10 protein-coding genes are annotated in these 13,131 nt (G+C 51.5%); 6 read left to right on the top strand and 4 right to left on the bottom strand.

What is annotated here, in order from left to right; translation table 11 throughout:
* Positions 1-163: 163 nt before the first annotated feature.
* The gene (locus tag P1U47_RS03970) at positions 164-631 is read left to right on the top strand and encodes a globin domain-containing protein (protein ID WP_301027280.1); all 468 of its coding nucleotides are present in this window, start codon (positions 164-166) and stop codon (positions 629-631) included.
* A 178-nt stretch (positions 632-809) separates the two neighbouring features.
* Here P1U47_RS03970 and P1U47_RS03965 read toward each other — a convergent pair whose 3' ends face one another.
* The gene (locus P1U47_RS03965; protein ID WP_301027279.1) at positions 810-1,070 is read right to left on the bottom strand and encodes a hypothetical protein; all 261 of its coding nucleotides are present in this window, start codon (positions 1,068-1,070) and stop codon (positions 810-812) included.
* A 193-nt stretch (positions 1,071-1,263) separates the two neighbouring features.
* On the bottom strand, positions 1,264-2,685 hold the full coding sequence (gene pyk / locus P1U47_RS03960; RefSeq protein WP_301027278.1) for a pyruvate kinase: 1,422 nt from the start codon (positions 2,683-2,685) through the stop codon (positions 1,264-1,266).
* Between the two features lie 312 nt (positions 2,686-2,997).
* Between pyk and P1U47_RS03955 the strand changes: the two genes are divergently transcribed.
* Positions 2,998-5,301 carry a penicillin acylase family protein gene (locus P1U47_RS03955; protein WP_301027277.1) on the top strand — a complete coding sequence of 768 codons (2,304 nt, stop codon included), beginning with the start codon at positions 2,998-3,000 and terminating at the stop codon, positions 5,299-5,301.
* Between the two features lie 70 nt (positions 5,302-5,371).
* Here the strand turns inward: P1U47_RS03955 and P1U47_RS03950 are convergent, their stop codons facing one another.
* Positions 5,372-7,546: a glutamine synthetase III gene (locus P1U47_RS03950; protein WP_301027276.1), complete on the bottom strand. Its 2,175-nt coding sequence runs from the start codon at positions 7,544-7,546 to the stop codon at positions 5,372-5,374.
* Positions 7,547-7,808: 262 nt separating this feature from the next.
* Between P1U47_RS03950 and P1U47_RS03945 the strand changes: the two genes are divergently transcribed.
* Together P1U47_RS03945 and P1U47_RS03940 are read left to right on the top strand one after the other, a co-directional pair.
* On the top strand, positions 7,809-9,062 hold the full coding sequence (locus tag P1U47_RS03945) for an NAD(P)/FAD-dependent oxidoreductase (RefSeq protein ID WP_301027299.1): 1,254 nt from the start codon (positions 7,809-7,811) through the stop codon (positions 9,060-9,062).
* Positions 9,063-9,138: 76 nt separating this feature from the next.
* The gene (locus tag P1U47_RS03940) at positions 9,139-10,800 is read left to right on the top strand and encodes an NAD(P)/FAD-dependent oxidoreductase (RefSeq protein WP_301027275.1); all 1,662 of its coding nucleotides are present in this window, start codon (positions 9,139-9,141) and stop codon (positions 10,798-10,800) included.
* A 44-nt stretch (positions 10,801-10,844) separates the two neighbouring features.
* Here the strand turns inward: P1U47_RS03940 and P1U47_RS03935 are convergent, their stop codons facing one another.
* Entirely contained in the window at positions 10,845-11,111 is a 267-nt protein-coding gene (locus P1U47_RS03935) for a hypothetical protein (protein WP_301027274.1), read from the bottom strand.
* Positions 11,112-11,387: 276 nt separating this feature from the next.
* On the opposite strand from P1U47_RS03935, the gene P1U47_RS03930 reads away from it, so the two are divergent.
* Together P1U47_RS03930 and P1U47_RS03925 are read left to right on the top strand one after the other, a co-directional pair.
* A complete protein-coding gene (locus tag P1U47_RS03930) occupies positions 11,388-11,801 on the top strand; it encodes a MerR family DNA-binding transcriptional regulator (protein ID WP_301027273.1) in 414 nt (137 codons plus the stop codon).
* A 54-nt stretch (positions 11,802-11,855) separates the two neighbouring features.
* On the top strand, positions 11,856-13,025 hold the full coding sequence (locus P1U47_RS03925; RefSeq protein ID WP_301027272.1) for an isovaleryl-CoA dehydrogenase: 1,170 nt from the start codon (positions 11,856-11,858) through the stop codon (positions 13,023-13,025).
* Positions 13,026-13,131: the final 106 nt, after the last annotated feature.

The raw sequence follows: 13,131 nt of genomic DNA, 5'->3' as shown, positions 1-13,131 counted from the left end.
CCGCATACCACATTGCGGTAACTAGCTATATCGCCCTCGGATAGCTCTAATAATCAAACCCCATAAAATCCGCTAGATTAAAACCATGCCAGTGATACTAAGTATATTTATCACCGTATAACGCATTTTTTTGGCATCAATACGCGACCTTGAGGCGCTAGCCATGACCCCAAAACAGATTAGTATTATTCAGCACACTTTTTTAACAGTGACCGCGATTAGCCGCCCCTTCGCTAGAGTCTTTTATCTGCGACTATTTCAACTATCGCCCGACTTGAAACACCATTTCAACAGTCAATCAGACTACAAAGGCCGCAAACTCAATGCCATGTTAGGCACTGCAGTACGCTCGCTTTATAATATAGACGGTTTAAAAGTGGTGGTTAGCAGCCTCGGTCGCCGCTATATCGCACAAGGTATTAGCGCCGAACAACTCGGGCACATAAATCAGGCATTATTAGAAACGCTAGAAATGGCCTTAGGGGATGAATTCAGTGGCGATGTGAGCGCTGCGTGGACAAGTCTCAGCACCTTATTATTAAATACGTTACTTGAGTCAAACTCACCCCGCAAGCTTGCGCACTGTCCTTGGGGATTTGAAGTACCCACCGCGCTTGCAGCGGTACGATAGTCGCTCACACGTATTTGACTAAACTACGATTGGCTTGGGGAAATGCACCTTTACCGCGACCAAATTTTGGCCAAAGGCACAAGTAGCCGCGCCCGAGATCAAGCGCCACCATGTAAAGGGTTTAGATCACCAACACACTCCTGCCTACCAATTTAGTGTTAGCGCTAGATTAAATTTTTTAATAACAAAGGTTTTTAGCAAAAACCTTATCCGCCATTAAACTAAGCGTATACAGCCGCAGATTCTCCTGCGCCTCTTCAAGGGTGCTCGCTCTATGTCGGGCATCGCAATCTTTAAAAAAGTGGCTAATATCCCATGAATACGCCCCAATTGGATGAGGCTTAGCACTAATATCGACCATAATCCGCGCTTTTATACTCTCACTCATACCTTCTAAATTAAAAATATACTCATCGAGAATTTTTCTTGGAGTGCGCATAACATGTACCTCGTCAGTGAGAACACAAATCAAAAATTTATCCAAAAAGGTATAATAATTTACTTATCAGGAAAAGAAGACTACCTCAAATAAAGCACCTTACTCATTAGCGCGCAAGCTATTAGCGCCGAACGAGTTAAATCCTCGCGGCAAGCAAGCGCGCAGCCCTCGCTACTGGCTAGGGCTTAGCGGCTTAACTTACCCGCACTATTTTGAGTGTATTGGTGTGACCGTCAACGCCCACCTCATCACCAGTGGTACCTAAGATCAAATCACCGGCGACCACATGCCCTTTCGATTGAATTTTTTCAACACAACCGCTAATTTCAATGCCATTAGCTGGGCTCGATACCGCATACACGCCGCGATATAAACTCACCCGATTACAAGTAGTCGGGTTTCGACTGAAAGCAAAAATTGGAATGCCAGAAGTCAGACGCGACATTAGCAATACGGTACGACCAGTCTCAGTCATCGACACAATCGCCTTCACACCTACCTGATGATTCGCTGCATAAACGGCGCTCATCGCCAAGGTTTCTTCCACTGAATCAAATTTTCGCTCAAGACGATAACTGGATTTTCTGGCGGAAGGATACTGCTCAGCGCCTTCGCAATTGCGCGCCATGGCTTTTACTGTTTCAACAGGGTACATCCCCGACGCGGTTTCCGCCGACAACATCACCGCGTCGGTTCCGTCCAATACCGCATTGGCAACATCAAACACCTCGGCGCGGGTTGGCACTGGGCAGCTGATCATCGACTCCATCATCTGAGTTGCGGTAATAACCGGCCGATTCAATACGCGGGAACGTTTAATAATGTGCTTTTGCAAGCCGATGAGGCTGGCATCACCGATCTCGACGCCTAAATCGCCCCGCGCCACCATCACGCCATCGCAAGCACGAATTAGCTCATCAAGGTGTTCGTCATTTGCCACCGCCTCTGCGCGCTCAATCTTGCCGATGATATGAGCAAAACAACCCGCCGCTTCTAGCTTCTCGCGGGCATCAATAATATCGGCGGCGCTGCTGGGAAATGACACGGCAATAAAATCGAGACCAATATCGGCAGCCAATTTAATATCTTCAAGATCTTTTTCGGTTAAGGCTGGCGCCGACAATCCGCCGCCAAGGCGATTAATACCTTTGCGCGAATGCAAATTACCAGCACTTTCCGAGCGGCAGTAGACCTTTTCGCCAACAACCCGATCAACCATTAAGCGCAAACGACCGTCATCCAGTAACAAGGTGTCGCCAGCACTTACCGAGCGCGCCAAGGGCTCGTAATCGACACCCAAATGATGATCGCTGCCTTCGCCGTCGGCCAATTCGGTATCAAGTATCAGCTCAGTGCCTTTTTTCAATACAATTGGATCAACCGCTAATTTACGCAAGCGAATTTTGGGGCCTTGTAAATCGCCCAACAAGCCGACAAAACATTTGGCCTCGGCTGCCAATTCACGAATCAATAACGCCCGTGCACGGTGTTCATCTGCGCTGCCATGGGAAAAATTCAATCGAAATACATTCACCCCAGCGCTAATCATCTCGGCGAGTATTTCCCGAGAGTCACAAGCGGGTCCGACTGTGGCCACAATCTTAGTTCGACGCATGAATACCGCTATCCTTTAAATAAATAGTGAATGATGGCCCTATGTTACACCCCAGCCCGCTGCACAGCGACACCTCGCCACTCAGTTTTTTCAACTGCCCGCGCGGTTCAACGTACAGCAATAACACCAGCGGCTTTTTGCCCTGCCCAACGCGCACCACTATTTCACATAACAACTTAAATTTAGCCAAACCAATCACAATTCAAGATATTAAAAATAGGCTTAAAATATACATTGTTATGATGGCTCACATATTGCTAAACCAGATTACTATGTCACATCAACGAGAGCAAACACCCCATCAGGAGCGCCATGAAAGCAAGCCACATTCCAGGCATTTTCGCCCTGCTCGCCCAAGTAAGTAGCGGTCATTTATTTACTCGAAGACGCCCAAGCACGCTAGCGCAACGCCTCGCCAAACTGCCCTTAGCAAACGCACCACTGGCTGCCAAAATAGAAATACGCTGGAACGCACAAATGGTGCCGTATATTTTTGCAGATTCTGAGCGCGATGCAGCGACAGGGCTAGGCATGATTCACGCCCACCTTCGCCTCAGCCAAATCACCTTTTTACGCCAAATTAGTCAAGGGCGAATGGCGGAGTTTTTGGGGCCAGCGGCAATCAACATCGACCACACCTTGCGCATATTGGATTTTGGCCGCAGCACCCCAGCCAACCTCGCCGCATTGCCGGCAAGCACCTTGAACTGGCTAGAGGGCTTTGTGGCGGGCATTAATCATGTCATTGACCACGTCAACCAAGATAAACGGCGCCAACCCGAAGAACTCGCTATTCTCGGCGTGCAGGCTGAGCGCTGGAACGTATCCGACGTATTGAGCCTGAGCCGCTTAAGTTGCGCCGACTTCACTTGGAAAGTGTGGACCAACTTACTGCCACTGCGTGAGCGCAGCGACTGGTCGACGATTTGGCAAAATCTAATGCAGCAAAACGGCGGACCACCCATTCCAGGCCATCACCGCAAAACCAGCGGCCACACTATCGACTGGCTCAGCGACCACTTTGGCAAGCCCGGCGGTTCAAACTCAATGGCAATTAACCCCCAGCTTAGCGACAACGGCGCGGCAATATTAGCTGGGGATCCACACTTACCCATCACACTGCCCAATTTATGGCTAATGGCTGGTGTGCACTGCCCCACCATGAAAGTCGCCGGTTTTATGCTGCCGGGCATGCCCGCCATAATGGTTGGCCGCAGCCCAGACATCGCATGGGGAGGCACGTCTATGCACGCGACCTCGAGTGATTTATTTGATATTAGCGATCTTCCCAAAACTGCAATTCGCCAGCGCCAAGAGCATATCAAAGTGCGCTGGGGCCGCGACCAGAAACTAACAATTAACGAGTGCGACTGGGGGCCAATTCTGTCTGACGCCCCTATGTTTGGCGGTAAAAAATCATCGCCGAATTCCACCAAGTCAAAACCGCGTTTCGCGATGCGCTGGGTTGGCCACGACCCCAGCGACGAAATAAGCGCCCTGCTCGGCGCCGCCAGAGCAAACAACTTTACTGAGTTTCGCGGCGCCCTAGAGAGTTTTGCGGTGGCTGGTCAAAATATGCTGTACGCCGACACCAGCGGCAATATTGGCCAAGTCATGGCGGCCCACTTACCTGCGCGCCCCGCCAAGCCAGCCAAAGACATGATCCTAGCCCGCAGCGAGCTTCGTTTTTGGCAAACTAAAATCACGAGCGCAGAGTTACCCCGTAGCTACAACCCCGCTGAGGGATTTGTCGCTTCAGCAAATAACCGCCCCAGCGAAGAAAGCCCTTATTTAATCAGCAATTTCTATTCACCCGATGACCGCATCCGGCGCCTGCGTCAAATACTCGGCGGCGACGCACCGGCCAGCGCCCTATGGAATATCTCGCAAGATGTAAGTAGCCCAACGGCGCTACCACTGCGCGATGCTATGCTTGCGCTGGTGTCAAACCCTAACAACGATAAGCTCAAGCCCTTGCTAGCGTGGGACGGGGTTTACGACATTGACAGCCAAGGCGCCTTGTTTTTTGAACTCAGCCTCTATCACTTTGCTATTGCCCTGCACGGCGAAGACGCACTCGCGGTATTTACCGCCAACTGGGATCCCCGCGGACTACTCCGCGCCGAGCTAGCTAAGCAGCCAGAAAGTAAGCTCCGCGCAGCCATCGACCAAGCCTTTAGCAAAGCAGCAGCCGACACCGCAAAATATGAGCGCTGGGGAAATATTCACCGCCTAAAATTGGCCCACCCACTGGCGGCCTTGCCCTTATTTGGACGGCGCTGGCGCTTCGCCGACGAGCCCATTGCTGGCGCCAACGAAACCATCATGAAGTCTGCCCATGGCTTCGCCAAGGGCAAACATTATGTGCGAATGAGCTCCAATGCCCGCCACCTTTGCGACATGAGCGATATCGACGCCAATTGGTTTGTGCTGCTAGGAGGCCAAGACGGCGACCCAGGCTCTGCTTGTTTTCTTGACCAATGGCCGCTGTGGCAAAAAGGCGAAATGCTGCAAATGCCATTGCGGGCAGACACCATCCGCACTTTATTTAGCTACTCCACTAAAATAACGCCGGCGCACTGCAGCATCGCAGCCAAAAACTTATCTGCTAGATAACAAAAAGCCCTCAATAAAGAGGGCTTTAGGCGTAGATAAAAATGAGTTGGCGCACCGCGCCAGCTCAAACTTATCTAATAAACAACATTTCCGAGTACTTAGGCATAGGCCACAGATCGTCGGCAACCAAGGCTTCCAGCACGTCAGCATGGCCACGCACTTCCAGCATCAAACTGCGCAAAGTGCCTGCCGCGTACTGCATGTGCTCCTCGGTAGAGGCAAAGTCGTGAACAGCCAAGGCAGTATTCAGCGTAGACACTGCCGTCATCATTGCATTCGCCTCGCTTGCTACCGCTGCAGCCACGCTATTGTCTAAAGTAATACTCAACGCCGCCATCGCCGAGCTAGTTGACGCCAACTGCGACAAATACTCAATTGCCGCTGGGTAAATGCTAGTTGTGGCCATATCGACAACCAACTTCGCTTCTACCTCGATAGACAACAAGTACTGCTCAGAATACACCTCAAAGCGGCTTTCCAGCTCTACCGGAGTCAATACCCCAGTGCTGGAGAACAACTTAATAACCGCCTCGTCACGGAAATAAGGTAGCGCATCTGCAGAGGTTGGCAGGTTTTTCAGGCCGCGATCTTCAACCGCTGCACGATGCCACTCAGCTGAGTAGCCGTCGCCACCAAAGATAACATTGCTGTGCGCTTCCATAAGTTCTTTAAGTACTTTGATCGCCGCTTCAGGCTTGCTCGTGCCAGTAGCTAATTCAACTTCTAGCTTGTCAGCAATCCAGTTTAAGGAGTCGGCCAGCATGGTGTTCATCGCAACCAACGGACCAGACACAGAAGCAGAAGAGCCTACTGCGCGGAATTCAAAGCGGTTACCAGTAAAGGCAAACGGTGAAGTGCGGTTACGGTCGCCAGGATCGCGCTCAAACTTCAGAATCTGGCTCAGACCTAGATCCATAAAGCCGCCCAATTCAGACTTCAGCAATTTGCCTTCTTTGATGTCGTTAAAGACACCTTCCAGCTGGTCACCCAAGTACACCGACAAAATGGCTGGAGGCGCTTCATTTGCTCCCAAACGGTGATCGTTCGACGCAGAAGCAATAACAGCGCGCAAAAGCGGCCCATAAAGGTGCGCGCCACGGATTACTGCACCACAAAAGAGCAGGAAGTTGATGTTGTCGTGAGGAGTGCTACCTGGATCCAGTAAATTTCCCTGGGTTGCGTTACCTACCGACCAGTTTACGTGCTTACCAGAGCCGTTTACGCCAGCAAATGGCTTCTCGTGAAGCAAACATACAAAGCCATGACGCTTGGCAGTAATCTTTAACAGGGTCATCAGCATTTGTTGGTGATCAGAAGCGATATTCGCTGCCTCATAATAGGGCGCGATTTCAAACTGACCTGGTGCCACTTCGTTGTGGTGGGTTTTTGCTGGAATACCCAATTTGTATAGCTTGTCTTCCAAATCTTGCATGAAGACCTGAACGCGCTCAGGGATCGCACCAAAATAATGGTCGTCAAACTGCTGCCCTTTGGCTGGCGAAGCGCCAAACAACGTGCGGCCAGCCAGGGTAAGGTCTGGGCGGCTAGCAGCAAAATTAGCATCGATCAGGAAGTATTCCTGCTCAGCGCCACAGCTGGAATTCAAGGTGGCAACCTCGGCCTCACCCATCAGCGACAACACCCGCTGACCGGCCTTATCCATTGCAGTATTAGAGCGCAGCAGTGGGATTTTTTTGTCCAGCGCTTCACCTGTCCAGCTCATAAATACGCTTGGAATCATCAAGGTAGAGCCGTTATCGGTGTGCATGATATAAGCGGGGCTGGTTGGATCCCAAGCCGTGTAACCACGCGCGGCATTGGTCATCCGCAGACTGCCGTTAGGGAAAGAAGAACCGTCTGGCTCGCCCTTAATCAGCAAGCTGCCAGTAAATTCAGTGATCGCATGACCGTCAGAATTAGCAATAATAAAACCATCGTGCTTCTCAGCAGTGGCGTTGGTCATTGGGTAGAAAATGTGCGAGAAGAACTTAACGCCTTTGCCCAGCGCCCAATCTTTCATGGCTGCGGCAACAACATCAGCGGTCGCGGGGTCAAGCGGCGCACCGGTTTGTACGGTCTTTTTCATTGCTTTAAAAGCATTCTTAGAAAGACACTGTTCCATCTTTGCAAGATTAAAAACATCGCTTGCCCAGATTTTACTGAGGGGCTCAGGCATCGTAACGGCTTTAGGCGTACGATTAGTAATCTGGGAAATAGCTTGAACGCGCGCTTGATTGCGACTCATTAAGGTGACCTCGCCTTATACAATATTAAGTAATGGATATCACTTGAACTTGCTGAAATGCCAAGAACGAAAATGACTGGGGTTTTGCTAGCAAAATTTGCACCAGCTTAGCGCAGCCAGCAAAATTTTTTGAAATAATAGCCCCGTAGTTCGGCAGGCACGCAGTATAGCGATGGTGCGGCCAAATACCAGCCTATGCCAGCGCAAAGATTTGTCGGTATACTGCGCGCCAAATACCCTCTGTAAAAGTGACACTCCTACCGTGCAATTTGGCGCAAACCATTTCGACGTGATCATACTTGGTGCCGGTGCATCAGGGCTAATGTGCGCACTCACCGCCGCCCAGCGCGGGCGACGGGTTTTGGTTTTAGAAAAAGCCAATAAAGTGGGCAAAAAAATCCTAATGTCTGGCGGCGGCCGCTGCAATTTCACTAATCACTTTGTGGAGGCAGACAACTTTATCTCTGCCAACCCGCATTTTTGCAAGGCCGCACTCACCCGCTATACCCAGTGGGACTTTATCGGCATGGTTGAGCGCTACGGCATTGCCTTTGAGGAGCGCAAACACAGCCAGCTGTTTTGCCTCGACTCCGCCAAAGACATCCTTAATATGCTGCTCGACGAATGTGCTCAGGCCGGCGCCGAAATCCGCAGTCACTGCACTATTGATAAAATATCGGCATTACCTGAACAAGCGTACTCAGACAAACATGCGCAAGAGAACCAGCGCAGCCGCTACCAAATAGCGCTACACCAAGGCCAAACTCCATTGAAACTAGAGTGCCATTCACTGGTGGTCGCCACCGGCGCGCTCTCGATTCCCAGCCTCGGCGGCAGCGGCTTAGGCTACGACATCGCCAAGCAATTCGGCATTGCCCTTACCGAGCGCCAAGCGGGACTTGTGCCTTTTATGTTCAGCGACGCCATGAAGCCCCTCTGCGAACGCCTCGCCGGTCTAGCGCTAGAAGTCGAGGTAAGCTGCAATAAGCGCCAATTCACCGAGAATATGCTGTTTACCCATCGCGGCATTAGCGGTCCAGCCATACTGCAGATATCCAATTACTGGAATCCAGGCAACGAGATTGTGGTTAATCTGCTCCCCCAACTTGATATCGCCAACTGGCTGCACAGCGCCAAGCAGCAACAGAGCAAGAGCTTATTGCGCACGGTGCTAGCGCAACAGCTGTCGAAGGGGCTCGTCGCCGAACTGCAAACCCTGTGGTGGCCAGACAGCGCAGAACTAACGCTGGCCAGCTTTAGCGACAAGCAACTCGCCGCCATTGCCGAAAAGCTCCAGCACTGGCGCCTTAAACCCTCGGCAACCGAGGGCTACCGCACCGCCGAAGTCACCCGTGGCGGCGTTGACACCGCGGCTATTAGCTCCAAAACCATGGAAGTAAAATCCCAAGCTGGCCTCTACTTTATCGGCGAGGTTTTAGACGTAACCGGCCATTTAGGCGGCTTCAATTTTCAGTGGGCGTGGTCGTCGGGCTATAGCGCTGGCTTGGCTTGCTAATAACTGCGCGCAACCCCAGCCCACAATCATGATAAAATCCCGCACTTAAAGACCAAATCGGAAATACACCCTGTTCATGCTCAGACTCACCGACATCAAACTGCCCCTCAATCACAGCGACGCCGATTTGCGCAGTGCCGTACTCACTAAACTAGCCCTGGTTGATTCAGAGCTGCTGAATATTCATATTTTTAAGCGCAGTTACGACGCCAGAAAAAAGCACAACATCCTGCTAATTTACCTGCTGGATATTGAGCTGAGCGACGAGACGGAGCAGCGGGTACTGGCGCAGTTTGCTGGCAAAGGGTTTGTTCGCCCTAGCCCCAATACCGACTACCAATTTCTGGGCCAAGCCCCTACAGACTTCCCCAGCCCCGAACTACAGCGGCCAATAGTGATTGGCTTCGGCCCCTGCGGTATTTTAGCGGCACTGGTCTTGGCGCAAATGGGCTTGAAACCGATTGTACTCGACCGCGGCCAAGACGTTCGGCAGCGCACCAAAGACACTTGGGGTCTATGGCGCGAGCGCAAGCTCAACACCGAGTCAAATGTGCAGTACGGCGAGGGCGGCGCGGGCACCTTCTCCGACGGCAAGCTCTACAGCCAAGTTAAGGACCGTCGTTTTCTCGGCCGCAAAGTCATGACCGAATTTGTTAAGGCCGGCGCCCCTGAAGAAATCCTGATGGTCAGCAAGCCCCATATCGGCACCTTTAAGCTGGTGAAAATGGTGGAGAATATCCGCGCTGAAATTACCCGCCTTGGCGGTGAAATTCGCTTTAATAGCAAAGTCGAAACCCTGCATCGCGAATCAGACAATGGCGAACTTGGCAAAGTAACTGGCGTCACGCTTGCCGATGGCAGCCACCTCGCCAGCCGCCATATTATTCTGGCGGTGGGCCACAGCGCCCGCGACACCTTTGAAATGCTGCTCGCGCAAGGGGTTTACCTCGAGGCCAAGCCCTTTTCCATCGGCTTTCGCATTGAGCACCCGCAATCCGTTATCGACGCAGCCCGCTTTGGCGACAACGCAGGCAACCCAATCCTTGGCGCCGCCGACTACAAACTCGTTCATCACTGCAAAAACGGCCGCAGTGTATACAGTTTCTGCATGTGCCCCGGCGGCACCGTGGTCGCCGCCACCTCAGAAGAAGGCCGAGTGGTGACCAACGGCATGTCGCAATATTCCCGCAACGAACGCAATGCCAATTCCGCCATTGTGGTCGGTATTGAGCCCGAAAAAGACTATCCCGAGCATGTGCTCGCGGGTATCGACTTACAGCGTCAGCTCGAAAGCTTAGCCTACCAACTGGGTGGCGAAAACTACAACGCGCCCGCCCAGCTCGTTGGCGACTACCTGCGCAACACACCCTCAAGCGAACTCGGCAGGGTAGTGCCCTCTTACAAACCCGGCGTGAGCCTTGGCGATTTAAGCTTGGCCCTGCCCGACTTTGCCAATGCCGCTATTCGCGAGGCGATTCCCGCTTTTGACAAGCAAATCAAAGGCTTTGCAATGAACGATGCGATTCTCACCGGCATCGAAACCCGCACATCGTCGCCGATCTGTATCAAACGCGGTCGCGATTACCAAAACCTGAATACCAAGGGTCTCTACCCAGCCGGTGAAGGCGCTGGCTATGCGGGGGGGATTTTGTCTGCGGGTATCGACGGCATCAAAGTGGCAGAAGCCGTGGCGATTGATTTACTGGGGCTGGACGTAGCAATACCAGACGGTCGCTGACTTAGCTAGAAAGAGTTCAGCGCACCGGACAGCAGCGTAAGCCCCTATAAATCGAGATTGCGCGTCAATACTTCTGCAGATTTAATGATACGGCTTACACGGTACAGCTCGTCGTGTTTCTCTTCTGCGGAGTAGCCTGCTGGCTCACCGGTGCCGGCGTTAACAAGCCAAGAGGTTTCCGGTCTGCGTTTGCCCAGTAACTTCTTGAGCTCAGGAGCCGTAATACCTAATGCTTTAGCGGCTGCATTATTGCTGCAACGAGTCTGGTTTTCGTTCAGGTAATCAAGTACGAGGGTGATTTTATCTTGCATTACAATAGGATCCTTACAAAGTTAAGCTAGCGGCAAAGTGTCCACCCTTGCGAGCTTATGTACTTTGTTGACAATAAACCGGAGTTGGATCGACCATTATACCGTAAATTGCGGGTAATTATCTGGTTTGCTTTGGCCAAGTCGCAACACATCCATCCTGACAGAAAAATTTAGTGGCGCACTGAATAGCCAAACTAATAACAAGCAAATCAAAGTTGACGTTAACGTAAACTAGAGGTAAGGTGTTCGCTATCTTAATACTGCGAACAAGACCCCATGCCAACTCGACGCTATAGTATTTCCGATCTTGCCTCGGACTTTGACATCACCACCCGCACTATTCGCTTTTACGAAGAGAAAGGCCTGCTCAACCCCGAGCGCAAAGGCCAAACCCGTATTTATAGCGCCGCCGACCGCATCAAGCTAAAGCTCATTCTGCGCGGTAAACGCCTCGGGCTTTCCCTCGAAGACAGCAAAGACATTATCGAGATGTACCACCCCGAGCATGACAACAGTCCCCAGCTCATTAAATTAATCGACAAAATTCGCGAGCGCCGGCGCTTAATAAAAGAACAATTACGGCAGCAGCTTCAAGACCTCAACGACATGATCTCAGAGTTAGACCAAGCCGAAGAACGCTGTGTCGAGGCACTTAACGACATGCAAAAAAAGCCCAGTAAAACCGCATAAACACAGCATTAAACGGCCACATAATTTAATAACGCAAACACACAGGTGATTCCCATGAGTTCTAGCTACCCCTCTCTTAATTTTGGCCTTGGCGAAGAAATCGACATGTTGCGCGACGCCACCTACCAATTTGCGCAGGCCGAGATAGCCCCACGCGCCGAAAGCATCGACAAAGATAATGCCTTCCCAATGGATTTGTGGCGCAAAATGGGTGACATGGGACTATTGGGCATTACCGTTAGCGAAGAGTTTGGCGGCAGCGACATGGGCTATTTGGCCCACGTTATTGCCATGGAAGAAATCAGCCGCGCCTCCGCCTCGGTGGGCCTGTCCTACGGCGCGCACTCCAATCTGTGCGTTAACCAGATTTATAAAAATGGCAACCAAACCCAAAAAGAAAAATACCTGCCCAAACTGTGCTCTGGCGAACACATTGGCGCCTTGGCGATGTCTGAGCCCAATGCCGGTTCCGACGTGGTTAGTATGAAAATGAAAGCCGACAAACAGGGCGATCACTATGTGCTTAACGGCAATAAAATGTGGATCACCAACGGTCCCGACGCCAATACCTACGTGATTTATGCCAAGACCGATATCAATGCTGGCCCGCGTGGCATGACGGCATTCATAGTAGAGCGCGACTACCCCGGCTTTAGCCGCTCACCCAAGCTCGACAAACTCGGTATGCGCGGCTCCAACACCTGCGAACTGGTGTTTGATAACTGCAAAGTGCCCTCAGAAAACATTCTTGGCAAGGAAGGCGAAGGCGTTAAGGTTTTAATGAGTGGTCTGGACTTTGAGCGCACCGTTTTGTCTGGCGGTCCTACTGGCATTATGCAGGCCTGCATGGACGTGGTGGTGCCCTATTTACACGACCGCAAACAGTTTGGCCAAAGCATTGGTGAATTCCAGCTCATGCAGGGCAAGCTCGCCGATATGTATACCGAACTCAATGCCAGCCGCGCCTATTTATACGCGGTAGCCCGCGCCTGTGATCGCGGCGAAGCCAGCCGCAAAGATGCCGCAGGGGTAATTCTTTACGCAGCCGAAAAAGCCACACAAATGGCGCTACAAGCCATTCAAACTCTCGGCGGCAATGGTTACACCAATGAATTTCCCACTGGCCGTTTACTGCGCGACGCCAAACTCTATGAAATTGGCGCCGGCACCTCAGAAATACGCCGCATGCTTATTGGCCGCGAACTGTTTAAAGAAACACTGTAAACCTCGCCGATGCAATTTAATTAGGGCCACCCATAAAAAATAAACAATGGGTGGCCAAATTTAAGAAGCAATAAATACGTTTTTGACGATATAAAACGAAGCACAG

Origin of the sequence: Zhongshania sp., assembly GCF_029212375.1 — a bacterium.
Lineage (GTDB): Bacteria > Pseudomonadota > Gammaproteobacteria > Pseudomonadales > Spongiibacteraceae > Spongiibacter.
Note: the sequence above shows the minus strand (reverse complement) of the source record. Positions and strands in the feature narration are given on the sequence as shown.